The organism is Paenibacillus sp. JJ1683, from assembly GCF_053006485.1.
The window spans coordinates 2,010,083-2,026,898 of the sequence record NZ_CM129820.1; the positions used below are offsets into that span (position 1 = coordinate 2,010,083).

Consider the following 16,816-nt stretch of genomic DNA (forward strand, 5'->3'; position numbering starts at 1 on the left):
AGCACATTAATTTAGTTGTTTAACGCTTAAAAACAGGAAAGCGTTAGTTTGTCGTGTTCGTATGATAGTCGATTATAACAACTAATGACTTCAAATGTAATATATAATTATCTTTTTTGAACACAAAACCTATATTTTTTATGTAAAATAGGAATAGCATTCAAGGGTAACCCAAGTATAAAATCAAAGGACATATTCCTGATCTAACGAGTGAATTACAGTTAAAAAGAAGGGTTGAGCATGAAAGATGTCAGTGCTTATTATCCGGTTGGTGGACGAGTTATTCTGCATGTGGATATGAACGCATTTTATTGTTCCGTTCATGCAGCGGAGGAGCCGGAAAAATATAAAGGATTGCCTACCGCAGTGGCAGGCAGCAGTGAGCTGCGCAAGGGTGTAATTGTAACCTGCTCTTATGAAGCACGACGATTGGGCATTTCAACAGGGATGGTTGTTCAGCAGGCTCGCCGGATTTGTCCGCAGCTCATCGTAATACAGCCTGATTTTCATTTATACCGTCGTTATTCCAAAGCATTTATGAGTATTGCTTACTCGTATACGCCTATGCTGGAAGCAACTTCAATTGATGAATGTTATCTAGATATTTCCGGTTCCAAGCAGTTTGGAACACCTTTGGATATTGCCGAGGAAATCCAGCGTAGAGTAGAAGAAGAGCTAGGCTTGCCTTGTTCAATTGGGGTAGCGCCCAACAAACTACTGGCCAAAATGGCCTCTGATCTGAAAAAGCCACGCGGGATATCTGTTCTACGTTTGCGTGATGTACCCAACATTTTGTGGAACCTTCCATGTGGGCAGTTGTTTGGTGTGGGCCGAAAAACGGCAGACAAGCTTCTACAAATGAACATTCGTACCATTGGGCAACTGGCTAAGGCAGATGAACACATGCTGGTTAGCATATTTGGTGTAACGGGTTCTTGGTTAAAATTGGCGGCAAACGGAATTAATCATTCTCCAGTCAGCACTGAGCGGGAGCCAAACAAATCCATCGGGCACACCACCACCTTGCCTATGGATGTAGTAAAGCTCGAAGAAGCCCAAAGGGTACTGCTTAACATTAGTGATCAGGTAGCCCGGCGGCTTCGACGGCACGGTATGCTGGCAGGAGGTATTCAACTGACGATTCGGACCCCGGATATGAAGACCTTTACGCGTTCTCAAGTCAGGAGTACGCCTACGGAAAGTGCAGAAGACATATATAAGGAAGCTTGTGCATTATATCGTCGCCATTGGGGAGAGGATAAGCCGGTGCGTTTGTTGGGGATTACGCTGCAACAGCTCATTCCTAAGGAGGAAGCGGCTGTTCAATTAGATCTATTTGAATACCAGGACCAGCCTAAAAAAGAAAGTTTACTGAAAACGATGGATGCGCTGCGCGATAAGTTTGGTGAAAATGCGATTTTGACTGCGGGGATGCTGGGAGATGATCCTTCGTTACTTCTTCGTAATTCCAAGTTGCGCGGAACTTCGCTGCAAAAAGACAATCTACCCACTCCAGAGTGAACTTCGGGGAGGATTATTGTTGTATCAGTAACACACGCTATAAGCGTTTTTTGCATGAAGGATAAAGGAAAATAATTTGTAATAATATTGGGTTTGTATTAATATGTGAATAGAATGCAAAAGCTGGTTTGTTCGATTGTATAGGAGGAAGAGAAAAGTTATGGCTAAATACACTTGGGTAGAAAAAGATACATGCATTGCTTGCGGAGCCTGCGGCGCTACAGCACCAGACATCTATGATTATGATGATGAAGGTTTGGCTGAAGTGATCTTTGAAGGGGATGCAAACCAAGGCATCAAGGCGATCTCGGAAGACCTGTTTGATGATATGCAGGATGCTTGCGACGGTTGCCCTACAGATTCCATTAAAGTTGCAGACGAACCTTTTAATAAAGAAGGTTAAGTGTAAGTTTTTTGGACAGGCATAGCACCGCCAGTACCCTTCGCCGTATAACGGTGAAAGTATGCTGGCGGTGCTGTTTTTTTTATGTGCTGTCCATCAGACCTATTGTGACCGATATACATAATAGTAAGCAAGATTACACGATCAGGAGGATCCGATGGACCATTCGCCTCATCTTAAATCGTATGTAAAAAAGCACCCTGATAATAAAATGGCCTGGTATTTACTCGGTAAAGAGTATGAAAGCAGCGGCCAGGAGGGCAAAGCAAATTATTGCTTCAATCGTGCAGGGGAAGTGTTCGAAGCCTTTGAGCATAAACAGATTCCGGCAGACGTATGGATGGAATATCAGGATAAACTGGTTCAGATGTCTAAGGAGAAGGAGCGGAGAACCGCTCGAACACGCCACCTTCTAACTGCGTTAATGGTACTTCTGCTCATCTGGGTCCCTTCAGCCAATTCACCGAGCACTTTACCTGAGAGCGCATCCGTTCCATCCGGAACTGAGGACGCAGCGATTGATCATGCCGAAGTTGCAAAAGTGGCTACTGCAGATCCAAAGGAGAGGGCGCAGAACGGTGAGACTTATGTTGGTGGTGTGTTTACGGCTCAAGCCAGGCAAGGAAGTGGGGCTGGAACAGCGCTTACGGATATGTTGGCAAAGACGAGTCAAATGCCGTCCAAGACCACGGTGCTGGGCATGGAGCAGAGCGGGGCGTGGCTGATCTGGAGAGAAGGCATGAAGCCGTTACTTAGTGTACAGAACAAGGGAAACGGCGGATTAGCTGTTCAGTCTTACGACGCCGCTGCATGTGCTTGCAAGCCATCAGATAGTGAAACCCTCCGCATAACAGGTCTAAAATGGGCTGCCGGACAGGAAGAGCTGGCTGTGCTGAATAGCGCCATGCGTGCTTTTCGCTCGCAGCATCAACGTCTTCCCCAGAGTCTTGAGGAACTAACCCGAGATTTTCCCGATAACACGATGTACGGTACGACTGACGGGATGAAGAAGGCTTTTACACCTATGCGCACTTTACTTGCTTCTCCAGGACAGGGAACAGGGAAAGATCAGAACACTGGCGCAGCGGCTGAGAAAAGTCTATTGCTGGCATCGTCATTGCACGGGCGTCCTTTTCTGGGGCAACCGCTACGAATTGTGATAGACAAATCCAAGCACAGGCTAGCATTGGTGAGCGGCAATATACTTATTCGCAATTATCCCATCGGTTTGGGCGGAGAAAGAACACCGGAAGGGAAATTTGTGATTACCGATAAAGTCGTAAATCCGAACGGCAAATCCAACGGTGAGTTTGGTAGCCGTGGTATGCAACTGTCTGCAACGAATTATGCTATCCATGGTACGAACGAGCCAGACAGTATCGGCAAAAATGAGTCACTGGGTTGTGTCCGCATGGGGAAGGAAGACGTGGAGGAATTGTTTGCATTCGTACCTTCAGGTACGGAGGTGGTCATTGGTAACGGGGGACTGCCTGATCAAGTGCTTGTACCTGGTTCCCGATTTACGAGTGAGCCGCAGCACGACCAGACGAATCCCCGCAAAACCTATCACTGGCTAAATTAACGTTGTGGTGCCGCTGTTACTTGTTGATTAACGATTTCCTGCTTGTGCTAAAACAATGACCAGAACAATCACAATGATGAGTAGAACAAAGCTGATAGCGGTCCATACGATCGCTTTCTTGTTCACCTCATCCTTTTTCTTTTGCAGACTGGGCGGTTTACGCTTGGTCTTCATATCAGCATCCCTCTTTTCTTGCGGGCTAAGATCCTGTCTTACTATGTCCATTGTAAATGGTTTGATTATACATTTTCAATGACATCTCCATGACAACTGAATTGTTCTGATGTTGGACCTCGCAAATTACTTTCTTTTTGGTATGGAAAAAGCTAAACTATTTTGTAGAGATGTTTTTTTAGGATTGTGCAAGGGCATAGAACGGAGTGGATGAATCGTGTTGTATCGAAGGATCGCGAAACCTGTTTTTTTCAAAATGAGTCCAGAGAGGGCCCATCATGTAGTCATTGACGGCTTAAAACATGCTGGCTCACTTCCTGGTGGTGCGGCGACGTTGCGAGGGATGTATGGAGTCAAGGAAACGGAGGATCTTGCCGTTGACCTGTTTGGCATTCATTTTCCCAACCCGATTGGACTGGCTGCGGGACTGGATAAAAATGCTGAAGCGGTTGCCGGTTTTTCTTCCATCGGTTTTGGTTTTATGGAAGTAGGCACGGTGACACCTGTCGGACAGCCCGGCAATGATCAGCCCCGTTTGTTTCGACTGCCTCCCGATGAGGCATTAGTCAATCGGATGGGCTTTAACAATCTGGGTGCTGAGAGCATGGCCCAACGTTTGGCTACCCTTAAACATCGACCTGTACCGGTTGCTGTTAATATCGGCAAAAATAAAGTCACGCCAAATGAGGATGCCCATAAGGACTATGAGAAGTGTATTTCCGCACTGTATCCGTATGCGGACTTCTTTGTAGTGAACATTAGTTCACCCAATACTCCGGATTTACGAAAACTCCAGCATGGCAGTGAACTGAAGTCATTACTGGAAGCGGTTCGGGCAGAGATGGGAGTTCAGGCGACAAAGTATGGTAAAGCCAAGTCTGTACTGGTCAAAATTGCGCCGGATGTATCGGACGAGGAATTGGAATATATGACGGATGCGATTGCAGCTAGCGGAGTGGACGGCATTATTGCAACGAACACGACGATATCCAGAACTGGTCTGACGCATCGGAATGCAAGTGAAACCGGAGGATTGAGTGGTAAGCCGCTACGTGACCGTTCCACAGAGGTCATTGGACGGGTGTACCGCCAGACGGAAGGGAAGCTGCCTATTATTGGATCAGGCGGTATTTTTACCAGTCGTGATGCCTATGACAAAATTAAAGCAGGCGCTAGCCTGATTGAAATTTATACAGCATTGATCTATGAGGGGCCGGAAGTAAACCGGGCTATACATGCCGGTCTGCGTGAGTTGCTTCGAAAGGACGGCTTTAGACATATTACCGAGGCTGTTGGTGCAGCTCACAGATAAAAAAGTGTTGTCGGAAGAGACAGGAGGTACGGGGATGGACGGAAGAGACTGGGGAACATTTTTACTGCCATACGATCAGGCGGTGGAAGAGCTTAAGGTCAAGTTCAAAACAATGCGTGCGGAGCTGAAAAAGCGCGAGGAATACGCTCCTATCGAATTCGTAACTGGACGGGTTAAAAAAATATCCAGCATCCTCGATAAGGCGAAGAGATTACAGGTTCCACCTGATCAGCTGGAGACGGGGATCGAGGATATCGCCGGCATTCGCATTATGTGTCAATTCGTAGAGGATATCCGGCGGGTAGCCGAATATATTCGAAGACGTAAGGATTTGACGGTATTGTATGAAAAGGACTATATCACCAATTATAAAGATAGCGGCTATCGCAGCTTTCATATGATTGTGGAGTACCCGGTTCAGACAGCAGTGGGGTTAAAGATCGTACTAGCCGAAATTCAAATCCGTACGTTGGCTATGAATTTTTGGGCAACCATAGAGCATTCTCTTAGCTATAAGTATCGTGAGAGCTTACCGGATGATATGCGAGCCCGGTTGAAAAAAGCGGCTGAGGCAGCCTTTGTGCTGGATAATGAAATGTCTTCCATCCGCCTTGAAATATTGGAAGCGCAGAAGAAGTTTGAGGATGAAGCCAATATCGTATCCAAAGTCCTAACAGGCATGCATCGTCTGTATTTCTACCATAAAATTAGTGAAACGATTGAGGCGCAGCGCAGATTTAATGAACTGTGGGAGCGGCACGACATGGAAGGAATCAAGCAGCTGCATGATGAGGTCAAGGAGATGCTGGAAGCTTCAACTAAGGAAGAAGACAGGGATGAGTTTTAAATGGTGAACCCTTCCTATGAACCGTTGTACGTGACTTATTTGGTATACTTCAATCGGGATCGGGATTACTTTGAATGTCATGAGGTACTGGAAGAGCTGTGGCTTAAGCTGGACCGAGACCCTGTATATAAAGGTTTGCTGCAAGTTGCTGTAGGACTGTATCATTTTCGCAATGGTAACTATCGTGGTGGATACATGATGCTGGACAGTGCGGTACACAGGTTGGAACATGCTTCTTCGCAGGCGCTGGGTATTAATATGGCGAAGCTGGTAGACGAGGCGCGCGCTTGCGCCCGGCAGCTTGCTGAAGCTGTTATGGAAGGTTCGGAAGAGCTTCATCGTCAACCGCCGATTTATCGGGACTTGACGATTGAAATCATCGAACCTGGGCTGCGTCGGGCCGTGGAGAAGGCAGCGTTGTCCGTTCCGGTCAACGTCCCTCAGCAGAGAGGTCCTCGGCGTGGCGAAAAGCATGAGCAGCGTCAGCAGGCGCTGGAAGCTTCGATTAGGCGAAGACAGGCTGCTGGCAGCTTACGCTCAGCTACGGTGGAAACGAAGGATGCGCCTTGATGTTGTAGCGCATAATAAACGAGCAGCCCGATCCGTTTTATAGGGATCGGGCTGCTTTATCATTGTCAGACGTGAGGAGATTTGTCTAAGAGGTCGCGTTCTTTTTATATTTCTCAAAGAAGGTTTTGAAATCGTCGAGTGTGTATCCGTTGTCTGAAGGACTTTCCTTCAATCCACCAACCATACGTTCCTTTTCCACGCCTTTTTCGTAATAAACAAGCGTGGGAGTATACTCAATCTTGTACTTGTCCCAGCCAGCCTCATACTCACGTAGGTTAAATTCGTGCATCGTGATATTCTCCTGCTTGCTCAAAGGCATGAGCTTGGGAGTAGTGGCACGGCAGTGAACACAGTCGGAAGCGAAATGATAGACGAAAAAGCTTTCCTTTTTGTCAATTTTACTTTGTAAATCTTCTGGCTTAATAATTTGCTGATAGTTCGGATCATTTAGCAGTTCCTGGGTAGCAGGATTTAACGAGGCTGTGGAAACGCCGTACAGCTTGTTTTTAGTGCCCGAGTTTAAAGCGAGCAGCACTCCAAGCAAAATGACAAGCACAACAAAAAAGCCAATGACAGGGATAAGCTTTTTTTTGTTGGATTTTTGTGCGTTCAATGGAATCTCTCCTATCAAAATCTAAAATATGTAACTATGAACCTCATTATTATACAACATTACAGCTTGTAGTGAAAGTTTGTAAATCACACAGATATTGCCGGATAACAGGTTGATTATGGTACAATAAAATTTATTTTAACAGGACAGGATGATTACGATTATGGGTGTACAGCTCCCCACAGCATTTGTAAAGCGCATGGAACAACTGCTCGGTGATGAATTTGAGGCTTTTATGGCTGCCTATGACCACACGCCCCATGCCGGGATTCGCGTCAATACATTAAAAATTCCAGTAGAGGGCTTTAAGGAACGTTCTCCGTTCGAACTGCGGCCGATTCCGTGGTGCCCCACAGGTTTTTACATTCCGCACGGCACTAAGCCTGGACTTCACCCTTACTATCATGCTGGGTTGTACTATGTACAGGAACCAAGTGCGATGTCTCCGGTTGAACTGCTCAATATAGCTCAGGGTGAAGCTGTTTTGGACTTGTGCGCTGCACCGGGGGGGAAATCAACCCAAATCGCAGCCAAACTGCAAGGAAGTGGCGTACTGGTGACCAATGATATTAGCGCCGATCGAACCAAGGCGCTAGCTAAAAATGTGGAACTGTACGGTGTGCGCAATGCCGTGGTATTGAATGAAAGCCCGGATCGTATCGCAGATGCTTTTCCTCATTTCTTCAACAAAATTTTAATTGACGCACCTTGTTCGGGTGAAGGTATGTTCCGTAAGGATGAAGATATGGCCAAACAATGGGAGACACACTCGGTAGAAAAATGTGTGGTCATGCAACGGGACATTTTGCGTGTAGCGGCCTCGATGCTGAGCGATGGGGGAAGAATTGTCTATTCGACCTGCACCTTTGCCCCGGAAGAAAATGAAGGAATGATTGCGGAATTTCTGGAGGCTCATCCCGATTTTAACGTAGTCCCTGTTCCTTCGGAAGCAGGTTTTGCACCAGGCCACCCGGAATGGATGAATGAAGAGATTGCATCGGCACATCCGGAACTGCGAGGTACAGCACGCCTATGGCCGCATCTTGTAGAGGGTGAAGGGCATTTTATCGCCATATTGCAGCATCAGGGTGGTGGTCGTGTCACTTCGACAGCAGATCACACTGAGTCAGGGGAACTGGCTCCATATACGAACAAGAATGAAAGAATATTAAAAATAGAAGCAGCATATTCGCACAAGAAGCAACATTTGCCCGTCAAGGAAGCGCTGCTCCCAAGTGTCCAAGGAAGGCGCACGACTGATGAGCCTAAACGAACCGGAAAAGGAATGGGCGGAAAGTCAGGCAAAGGAAAGACCACGCGCGGCTTTGATGGTAACAAGTCACGTATGGGCAAAGAAAATGCAAAATCTGCTGTACGCTCCCCGCATGATGTGTTGGAATCTTATCATCAATTTGTTCAGGAGCAGTTGGAGGTTTCATTTGCAGGCTACACGGTGGTCTACGGAGATCGAATTTATCAGTCGCCGCTGGCATCACATCGTTTGGACGGGCTTAAGGTGGTACGTCCGGGTTGGTTTATGGGAACCGATAAGAATGGTCGTTTTGTACCTTCACATCCACTGGCGGTGGCTTTGCGCCCTTTTGAGGCGGTTAGAAGCATCAACCTTTCCAGCTCGGACGCTGAAGCCATCCGGTATTTAAAAGGTGAAACCTTGTCCATCCCTGTTGAGAGAATGGAGCTTCGGAATGAAGTCCAACCCAAGGGCTATACTCTCGTGTGTATTGATGGTTATTCGGCCGGGTGGGGCAAATGGCAGGATGGCATGCTTAAAAATGAATATCCTACAGGCTGGAGGTGGACATCGGTATGAGTGGAAAAGGAAGACAAACTCAGCGTTTGGACAAAATTTTAACCCATATGGGCTATGGTTCCCGTAGTGATATCAAGAGACAGGTAAAGCAAGGTATGATCACAGTAAACGGACGGATCATCAAGGATAGCGGCTTACAGGTTCATCCATATCAAGATCAAATTGAAGTGAACGGCGAACTTGTTGTTTTTAGAGAGTATATTTACATTATGCTGCACAAGCCCCCAGGTGTTATATCTGCAACCGAAGATACGAGGGAACGAACGGTGCTGGATTTGCTGAGTGCGGAGGAACGACATTTCGAGCCTTTTCCAGTAGGGCGGCTAGATAAAGATACAGAAGGCCTATTGTTATTGACCAACGATGGCAAGCTGGCGCACGAACTACTATCTCCGAGGCGTCATGTCCCCAAAACGTATGAAGCTACGGTGTTGGGACTTGTCACGGAGGAGGATATCCTTCAATTTACAGCAGGAGTGGAACTGGACGATGGGTATGTCACCCTTCCCGCGCAGTTGACGATTCTTCGGCATGAACAGCCGCATCAGGCAGATGGGGAAGTCATTTCCTATATTTCGCTTGTAATCCATGAAGGTAAGTTTCACCAAGTGAAGCGCATGTTCGAGGCGGTTGGTAAAAAAGTGACCTACTTGAAAAGAACAGCCATGGGGCCATTGAAGCTGGATGATCAGCTTCCACTGGGCAGCTATCGAGAGCTGACTAGCGAAGAACTGGCATTGATCGGCCGTGATATAGTTTCCGCAACATCAGAAGCTTGATGGTAAGATTAAATATAAATGACGCACAGACTCGTACGAGATTCCTGTGCGTCATTTTAGGATATAGACAATTAGACAGAGCAGTATTCATAGGCAGTCTTCGATAACAAATCGTAATTTGCGAATTATTGTGCGCGTGCTGCCCGATTTTGTTTCACTTCCGCTGCCTTATAAGCTGTAACCTTGTTTTTACCTGTCGTTTTGGATATGTACATGGCTTGATCGGCCTGTTTGACGAGTTCATCCGGGTTCATTTCCTTCTTCACAGTACTGTGTCCGACACTGATAGTGACGATGCTTTCCTCAGCAACACGTTCGCGGATTCGTTCTGCGACCAGCGCCACCTTGGCCCGACGATCCACAACCATTGCGACCAGTTCCTCGCCACCGTATCGTCCGGTCAGCCCGATTTCATCCAGTTCGTCCTCCATAATCTGTGCCACCTGCTTGAGAACTTCATCCGCACGAGCATGGCCCTGCGTATCATTCAGCTTTTTGAAATTGTCAATATCGCAAAAAATGACCGACACGCGGATTCCCTGGTCCATATATCGTCGTAGTCGCCCCGAAAAATATTTACGGTTATACAGTCCTGTCAGGCCATCGGTAATGGAAGAACGATAAATCCTTTGGAGTAGCTCCACAATCCGTTCAAACAGGATGACAAATAACGTAGTGTAGTACAGCAATGGTAAAAATGACATCCACAGGATTGTGTTTGATCCGTCTGCTTCTTCAGGGATGTCAATTCGCAGCCAGAGAAAACCAAGCCAGAGCAGATAAGTGAATAGGCCTGCCATAAATTTCTTTGGCTGTCCGATTCGCGGGGTGATGAACAGAAGGCTTAATATAAGCACTAACACTCGATAAAACAAAGTGAATCCAACCAACTTCACTGGGCTAATCCAAGTAGGCAGCAAACCTAAAGTCCAAGCCATTACCGGCAGTATTAATAACGCAGCCAGCAACAGCAAGACCCATTTTTCCATAAGCTTTAGCTTTCGGTAAAGCTGAAATACAGCGGCATTGATGAGCACGAAGGCAAACGCCTCCAAAGCATTTTTCCACACGATTCCCTGCAGTTGCATTTGGCCGCCGCCTGCCGAATAGAGATTCATCGCTTCATATGTCATAATAAAAATAGCGGCAACCGAAAAAAGGATATAGGCTTTTTTTCGTTGTCTGCTATATATGATCACGCACATTAGCGCCATCATGAGTATAATATACAAACCGCAGGCTGCACTTATGGCCCCGGCCAGAGATGGGGAGCCCAAGGTTCCCAATAAGGACAACAACGTCAACATCACCGACTCCATTTGTAAAATTAATCTATCTATTGAACGGACGATATCGTTCCGATACAATAGACAGGATTTATTCCAGTTAAAATGTTATAATTTTCTTTTGTGCCTAACATTTATTCTCAATATATCATCTTTCAGAAAATCCGGAAACCTATACATATATCCTGTGTTCCGGGCAGTTTAATGCTTGAAAGGGGAAGCACTCATGAAATTGCTACAGGCTCTCTTTTTCCCACCCGAGCAACCGGGAGGCGTTTCATCCATGATTCCATATTTGCAAGAGCGATTTACGTCCCCCCGTTGGGAAATGGAGTTATTTTCAATCCCTAAACGGATTCGTAACAAGGGTAGGGACGAAGTAATCTTTGATACCTTCGACTGGACGAGATATGAGCAATATCCTATCGTTCAAAAATATATTCAGACGTACCGTGATTATTTGTGGTGGACTCGGCTTCGTATTCAGAAGCCCTTTGACCTTATTCATGCTCATCATCCGATTGCCGGGCTAGCTATGAAAAACGTATTTCCTGATACCCCGCTCGTACAGACGATTCACTCTTCCTATGAGAAGGAGTTAATTCTGAACGGGAAAATAGAGGAGAACGGGCCTGAACACCAATTCTTAGTGTCACTGTACCGAGAAATGGAGCAGAAGGCGGATCGCCTGATAGCAGTATCGCAATCCTTTCAGCATTACTTAACACCTTATGTACAGCATCCGCAAGATGTTGTGGTTATTCCAAATGGATATGATGAGAAGCGATTTAAGCCCATTCCTCACGAAAATGAAGTGACACAGCTTATAACCGTTTGCCGACTTGTTCCCGCCAAAGGACTTGATATTCTATTACAGGCTTGCGCTGAGCTGAAAAAAAGAAATCAGGAATTTGTACTTCATATCATTGGTGATGGTCCGATTCGGCCTGAGATGGAAGAGATGGCGCGACAGCTAGATATATACCATGAGACGATTTTTTATGGATATACTCTTCACCCGGAAGAGTTTATGCCTTTCTTTGATGTATTTGTATTGCCTTCGCGGGCGGAGGCCTTTGGCTCCGTATTTGCAGAAGCGGCATTGAGCTGTCTGGCATTGGTAGGTACAGAAGTAGGGGGAATACCGGAGCAGATTGAAAATGGGGTAAATGGTCTGCTCGTGCCACCCGATAATCCGAAGGCACTGGCAGACGCATTAGAAAAGGTCATCGCTGACCCTGCCTATCGTTATGAACTGGCTAGATCTGCCTGCGACAAGGCTAAATCAAGCTATTCATTAAGTCGTGCTGTTAACGAACTGAAGAAAATGTATTTGAAATTTCCGCACTAACCATGACGGGTATCACCTGGTTTGGAATCAGAATGCCGAAAGCTGGAGCGAGGACGTGAGGAGCGGAAAGGTCTTCCGCGTCCTGCTAAGATCAGTTTACTGACCCACATCAGACTGAGCATTCCAAAAATAGGATAAAGCACAGATAACAGTGAGCTGAAGCCGAACTGACTGATTAAAAAACAGGTGAGCATAATGAATAATGTAATGAGCTTGGGCGAAATTTGGACATGCTGACGAATTTGTAGACTGACTCCATAAATGTCGGCCACAAAGGTACTGAAGATCTCCATGAAAATGAGTAGAATGTATATGATTTCAACAAGGGCGCCTAGACGGTAAGCAATGCTTCCCATAGGGATTTCAAATTGCTGAATGCCTGGCATTTGCGCTGACATGACAAAATGTGCAGCCATCAGCATAAAGCCAACACCAATTCCGCCCAAAACACCGCCCCAGCGGATCGTTTTACGGGAGAAAGTTTGGCTGCCTAGAGGGACAAGCACGGCCTGAGCCATAGCCAGATTGAAGGACGTGTACAGGAGCGGAGATATCCATGTGCGTAGCACACTGTGGTCTGTCGTATTCGTAATAAAGCTTTGCGGATTGGGCATGGAAAGGGTACTGTGAACGAGCAAAAGAGATATAGTGATCATCAGCGGGACAACAATGGTGTTCATATGCAAAATCGCTTTAATACCTTTATTCAGCAGCAAGTAAGTTCCGATTAGTGTAATGAGCAGTCCAGTCTGGTAGTGCAGGTGAAGGTGCTCCACAAAAACAGAGCCGGCTCCTGCCAGCATGACGCTGTTCACGCCAATCAGCACAATAAGTGTGAATATGCTGATCCATTTTCCGGCATTGGCACCAAAAAGGTGCTTGTTCAGATCCTCGTAGGAGCGGGCTGAAATATCATGAGCGATCAGCATCATTTTCGTACCCAACCATACAAATATGAGTGTGGACAGCATAATCGTGATTGTAGCCCAACGTCCATATTGCGTAAAGAATTGCAATATTTCTTGTCCGGTAGCGAAGCCGGCACCGACGATTGTACCAATGTATGTAAAAGCAATCTGAAAAACATGAATATTACGTTTCATTCCCAGTCCCCCCTTGCCTGCTTGAATAACGCTGCAGTGAGCATATAATACAAACTATGTTCAACTGAAATAGGACATGACTGGATGAGACTGAAAATAATTATACTGCATTTAATGAATAGCTTGACGGGAGCGTAATTTATGGGTCAAATCCTTGCATGGATACTGGAATACGGATATTTGGCAATGTTCGGCTTGCTTGCCCTTGGAGTAGCTGGTATGCCGATACCCGACGAAGTGCTAATGATCGCCTTTGGCGGGCTCGTGTCTCAAGGACACTACAACTTTATTGCTGCGCTGGCAGTCACATTTTTCGGTAGTATGACAGGCATGATGCTTAGCTACACATTAGGTCGTCTGCTGGGCAAACCACTATTGCACCGATACGGTAAATGGGTGAGGCTTACGCCCTCCAGGATTGCTTCTTCCGAAAATTGGTTCGGGCGCTATGGTACCTGGGGAATTTTGTTCGGATATTTTGTCCCCGGCTTGAGACATGTGTCATCCTATCTGGCAGGTACAACCCGTCTAGGTGTTTTTCGCTATATCGGCTATGCGTCAGCAGGAGCGTTGCTGTGGTGTGGTACATTTTTGGGGATCGGGCATGCGGTGGGCATGCACTGGGAACAGGTGGCTAAGCTGATGGAGAAGGTGACTCATCGGGTGGGCCTTATCGTTATTCTTTTAATCGTTTTGGGAGGAATCACCGCATGGTTCTGGAACAAACGTAAAAAAAATATCACATGAATGCATGGAAAACAGGCTATAGCTTGAAAGCGACGGGTGAAGTATGGTACTTTTACCGCATAGGAATGCCGTGGGAGGTCATGGAATGGAAGTACTAAAGAAACGAATTTTAAATGAAGGTGTGATTGCGTCAGATCAGGTACTAAAGCTGGATGGATTGCTTAATCACCAGGTTGATCCAGAGCTGACAATGGAAATGGGACGAGAGTTCGCAGCCCGTTTCCGGGAAGAGAAGATCACCAGAGTAGTGACCGTGGAATCCTCAGGCATTGCCATCGGGTTTGCGACAGCGTTGGAGTTGGGTGTACCGTTGGTATTTGCTCGTCGTAAAAAGACTTTATTAGCTGATCCAGATGCGCTGTGTGAGCGTGTACCTTCGTTTACAAAAGGGATTGTCACAGATATTATGTTGTCTCGTCAATTTATTCATGAGCATGATCGTGTCTTGTTCATTGATGATATTATCGCTAATGGCGATGCGGCACGAGGCATGGTTAAAATTATTCAACGCTCCGGAGCGGAGTTGGTTGGATTCGGAGTTGCGGTTGAAAAAATGTTTCAGGCCGGAGCGAGAACCATTCGTGAGCAGGGCATTCGTGTAGAATCATTGGTTAAAATTTCGTCATTGGCTGACGGTAAGATAGAGTTTGCTGAATAGTAACAATTCGAAGCTTCGGATCCTTATTTCTAATAATAACCTTTGCATGAGCATCAATTTCGCTTATAATATATATAAGGTTTGGGAGAGGAGGCAGCAACATGGGGAATGAACAATTGACCGAACAGTTTTTTCTGGAAAAACTGGCAGCGGCTAAAGTGCATTTTGAACGCGCCTTGGATTGTAAGCATACGGAATTCGACGATTTGTATCCCTATATGATTGAACATCCTCAGTTTTTTTGGTATAAACGCTATGTGGCCTGGTCTGAGTTGCTGACATTGGTTAACCTATGCGAAGAATTGTCTTTCTCTTGGAAAGAAGAATTTACTGCTCACCAAGTGGAGTATGTAGAACAGCGAGTGTTGTCTGCACAAGTGCTGGACTTCTGGTACGAGAAGAACGATACAAAAGAACATGATCACAGTGTAAATCAGTCGGGATAATTTGTTGCTCTGTTGGCAATCCATATAAGTAGTAAGCGGAAAGAGACCTAAATGATTCGTTTAGGTCTCTTTTTAAACTTTTTCATGCATATAAAATTATGGCCGTTGTGTTGAAAAAAATGGACAAGGAGGGGACATGAATGATAATGGACGAAGAATTGGATGCTTATCGACTTTCTGGTGAAAAGGTACGCGTCGTACGCGATGGATTGGAGTCCAACGATGTGGTTGGCATTGTACTGGCATGGGATGATGAACAGGTGCTTATTCGCCGCCAGAATCGACGTGTGGTCAAGTTGGATCGCAGCTATACATATCAGCCGTTCAGCGAGCCGCGACACAATCCGATAGATCTGGATTAAGAAACGAGTTCCCAATGGGGGATTGGCTAAAAAACGGGTGTTTCATTAGGCATACAGAAACTCTAAATCGGACACAGTAATGAAGGAAAACTCAACAGAGAGGGCGTGCTGTGTCAATGACGGTTATGGACGAAAAAGTACATGCATACAAGGATCAAATCAGCCATTTGGAAGATAAGTTGCCCGAGGTAGTTCATGCCTATCATCGCTTTACCGGAGAATGCTTTCAAGCCGGCAGTTTAGATGAAAAAACCAAGCAACTGATTGCGCTAGGTATTGGCTTATTTGCCAACAATGAGGTGTGTACGTTTTATCATGTGAATGAGGCGCGCTCCAAAGGAGCCAGTGATCAGGAGATTATGGAGACCGTTGCTGTAGCTGCTGCAGTTGGTGGAGGACATGCTCTAAGTCAAGGGGTTACCCGTGTACAGAAGGCGTTACATTAAAGCGAATCATTCATACAGATAACTTATAATCGTAATAGCGGACATAGATTGATCTCAACAAATGATGGTTATGAAAAGAAGCTTCCGAGCACAGTTAGTGCCTGCGGAAGCTTCTTTTTGCGTGTAGTGCGGGGATTATGCTCTTTTACTTGCAGCAAAAGCAGCAGGGCGAGGGGATTTATGCTTGTAGGCAGAAGAGGATGCAACCCAACTTCGCCCAACAACGCGTAGGGGTTTGGGGGTTGAGTTATTGGGTAATTCGGGGCGATATTTCTCTGGTAAAGGTAGAGCTGCCGTATGAGGCAAAGAGGTAGGGAGCCCCAAATAAGCTCGCATTCGTTCATACATTTCTTTGCGGAATGCGGACATAGGCATACGGAACTGTTCTTTGACGCCTTTATATATATAGGTGGCGTGAACGCCGGAGTGGTTTTGTTGGATGTCTAGAACACGAATGTGATACTTCTTAAATTCATGTTTGATTTCAGATAGCAGGATTCCGGTACGATCTATTCCTGCGTTAACCATTTCGACATAAAGATCAGGGGTTTTCAGCACGCCGCTTTCCTCAAGAATTAGACTGTCACGCTCAAATACTTTTTGAATAAAGGTAAGGAGCAGATAACTTTTCACAAGAGAGCATGGATGCTGAGTAGTATCTGAAGAGATCATTACCATTCACCGCCTTAGGGAAATGTGATGATAATTCATAGTCATCGAAGTGAAAGAACATAAGTTCATAGGAACTTATGTTCTTATATTATCGTATTATTCCTTTTTTATCA

19 protein-coding genes are annotated in these 16,816 nt (G+C 45.9%); 14 read left to right on the plus strand and 5 right to left on the minus strand.

From position 1 onward, the window contains the following. The first annotated feature begins 240 nt into the window (after nucleotides 1-240). From ACUC6J_RS08810 to ACUC6J_RS08820, 3 genes are all read left to right on the plus strand, one after another. A complete protein-coding gene (locus ACUC6J_RS08810; RefSeq protein WP_447250080.1) occupies nucleotides 241-1,521 on the plus strand; it encodes a DNA polymerase IV in 1,281 nt (426 codons plus the stop codon). A 160-nt stretch (nucleotides 1,522-1,681) separates the two neighbouring features. Then, nucleotides 1,682-1,924 (plus strand): ferredoxin, encoded by a 243-nt coding sequence (locus ACUC6J_RS08815; RefSeq protein WP_013309730.1) that lies wholly within the window; start codon nucleotides 1,682-1,684, stop codon nucleotides 1,922-1,924. 157 nt (nucleotides 1,925-2,081) lie between these two features. Continuing rightward, a complete protein-coding gene (locus ACUC6J_RS08820) occupies nucleotides 2,082-3,506 on the plus strand; it encodes a L,D-transpeptidase (protein WP_447250081.1) in 1,425 nt (474 codons plus the stop codon). Between the two features lie 27 nt (nucleotides 3,507-3,533). Here the strand turns inward: ACUC6J_RS08820 and ACUC6J_RS08825 are convergent, their stop codons facing one another. Beyond that, nucleotides 3,534-3,680, minus strand: coding sequence for a hypothetical protein (locus ACUC6J_RS08825; RefSeq protein ID WP_016819743.1), 147 nt, complete (start codon nucleotides 3,678-3,680; stop codon nucleotides 3,534-3,536). A gap of 217 nt (nucleotides 3,681-3,897) precedes the next feature. On the opposite strand from ACUC6J_RS08825, the gene ACUC6J_RS08830 reads away from it, so the two are divergent. The 3 genes from ACUC6J_RS08830 to ACUC6J_RS08840 are packed head-to-tail and all read left to right on the plus strand — an operon-like array spanning nucleotide 3,898 to nucleotide 6,409. Further along, complete coding sequence (locus ACUC6J_RS08830; protein ID WP_025364570.1) at nucleotides 3,898-4,992, plus strand: quinone-dependent dihydroorotate dehydrogenase; 1,095 nt, start codon at nucleotides 3,898-3,900, stop codon at nucleotides 4,990-4,992. Nucleotides 4,993-5,026: 34 nt separating this feature from the next. Beyond that, a complete protein-coding gene (locus tag ACUC6J_RS08835) occupies nucleotides 5,027-5,839 on the plus strand; it encodes a GTP pyrophosphokinase (RefSeq protein ID WP_016819745.1) in 813 nt (270 codons plus the stop codon). Further along, the gene (locus ACUC6J_RS08840) at nucleotides 5,840-6,409 is read left to right on the plus strand and encodes a DUF309 domain-containing protein (RefSeq protein WP_031463249.1); all 570 of its coding nucleotides are present in this window, start codon (nucleotides 5,840-5,842) and stop codon (nucleotides 6,407-6,409) included. It begins immediately after the preceding gene. Nucleotides 6,410-6,494: 85 nt separating this feature from the next. Here the strand turns inward: ACUC6J_RS08840 and ACUC6J_RS08845 are convergent, their stop codons facing one another. Beyond that, nucleotides 6,495-7,022 (minus strand): thioredoxin family protein, encoded by a 528-nt coding sequence (locus ACUC6J_RS08845; RefSeq protein ID WP_447250082.1) that lies wholly within the window; start codon nucleotides 7,020-7,022, stop codon nucleotides 6,495-6,497. Between the two features lie 163 nt (nucleotides 7,023-7,185). On the opposite strand from ACUC6J_RS08845, the gene ACUC6J_RS08850 reads away from it, so the two are divergent. Both ACUC6J_RS08850 and ACUC6J_RS08855 read left to right on the plus strand, forming a co-directional pair. Continuing rightward, entirely contained in the window at nucleotides 7,186-8,853 is a 1,668-nt protein-coding gene (locus ACUC6J_RS08850; RefSeq protein ID WP_039277031.1) for an RsmB/NOP family class I SAM-dependent RNA methyltransferase, read from the plus strand. Next, nucleotides 8,850-9,632 carry a pseudouridine synthase gene (locus tag ACUC6J_RS08855; RefSeq protein WP_019686917.1) on the plus strand — a complete coding sequence of 261 codons (783 nt, stop codon included), beginning with the start codon at nucleotides 8,850-8,852 and terminating at the stop codon, nucleotides 9,630-9,632. The genes ACUC6J_RS08850 and ACUC6J_RS08855 overlap by 4 nt, the downstream gene beginning before the upstream one ends. Nucleotides 9,633-9,757: 125 nt before the next feature. Here the strand turns inward: ACUC6J_RS08855 and ACUC6J_RS08860 are convergent, their stop codons facing one another. Beyond that, nucleotides 9,758-10,939 carry a GGDEF domain-containing protein gene (locus tag ACUC6J_RS08860; RefSeq protein ID WP_039277035.1) on the minus strand — a complete coding sequence of 394 codons (1,182 nt, stop codon included), beginning with the start codon at nucleotides 10,937-10,939 and terminating at the stop codon, nucleotides 9,758-9,760. A gap of 205 nt (nucleotides 10,940-11,144) precedes the next feature. Here ACUC6J_RS08860 and ACUC6J_RS08865 point away from each other — a divergent pair, with 205 nt between their 5' ends. Beyond that, nucleotides 11,145-12,269, plus strand: a complete 1,125-nt coding sequence (locus ACUC6J_RS08865; RefSeq protein WP_031463252.1) for a glycosyltransferase family 4 protein — start codon at nucleotides 11,145-11,147, stop codon at nucleotides 12,267-12,269. Here the strand turns inward: ACUC6J_RS08865 and ACUC6J_RS08870 are convergent. Further along, the gene (locus tag ACUC6J_RS08870; RefSeq protein WP_016819752.1) at nucleotides 12,266-13,372 is read right to left on the minus strand and encodes a YkvI family membrane protein; all 1,107 of its coding nucleotides are present in this window, start codon (nucleotides 13,370-13,372) and stop codon (nucleotides 12,266-12,268) included. The two genes, ACUC6J_RS08865 and ACUC6J_RS08870, sit on opposite strands and share 4 nt — an antisense overlap. Before the next feature lie 141 nt (nucleotides 13,373-13,513). On the opposite strand from ACUC6J_RS08870, the gene ACUC6J_RS08875 reads away from it, so the two are divergent. From ACUC6J_RS08875 to ACUC6J_RS08895, 5 genes are all read left to right on the plus strand, one after another. Beyond that, nucleotides 13,514-14,119, plus strand: coding sequence for a DedA family protein (locus ACUC6J_RS08875; RefSeq protein ID WP_016819753.1), 606 nt, complete (start codon nucleotides 13,514-13,516; stop codon nucleotides 14,117-14,119). Between the two features lie 85 nt (nucleotides 14,120-14,204). Beyond that, the gene (locus tag ACUC6J_RS08880; RefSeq protein WP_016819754.1) at nucleotides 14,205-14,777 is read left to right on the plus strand and encodes a xanthine phosphoribosyltransferase; all 573 of its coding nucleotides are present in this window, start codon (nucleotides 14,205-14,207) and stop codon (nucleotides 14,775-14,777) included. 101 nt (nucleotides 14,778-14,878) lie between these two features. Next, nucleotides 14,879-15,223, plus strand: coding sequence for a hypothetical protein (locus ACUC6J_RS08885; RefSeq protein WP_013370520.1), 345 nt, complete (start codon nucleotides 14,879-14,881; stop codon nucleotides 15,221-15,223). Nucleotides 15,224-15,363: 140 nt separating this feature from the next. Further along, the gene (locus ACUC6J_RS08890) at nucleotides 15,364-15,585 is read left to right on the plus strand and encodes a hypothetical protein (RefSeq protein WP_016819755.1); all 222 of its coding nucleotides are present in this window, start codon (nucleotides 15,364-15,366) and stop codon (nucleotides 15,583-15,585) included. A gap of 116 nt (nucleotides 15,586-15,701) precedes the next feature. Then, a complete protein-coding gene (locus tag ACUC6J_RS08895) occupies nucleotides 15,702-16,031 on the plus strand; it encodes a carboxymuconolactone decarboxylase family protein (RefSeq protein WP_016819756.1) in 330 nt (109 codons plus the stop codon). A 135-nt stretch (nucleotides 16,032-16,166) separates the two neighbouring features. On the opposite strand, the gene ACUC6J_RS08900 is transcribed toward ACUC6J_RS08895, so the two are convergent. Further along, nucleotides 16,167-16,703, minus strand: a complete 537-nt coding sequence (locus tag ACUC6J_RS08900; protein ID WP_019686921.1) for a hypothetical protein — start codon at nucleotides 16,701-16,703, stop codon at nucleotides 16,167-16,169. Nucleotides 16,704-16,816: the final 113 nt, after the last annotated feature.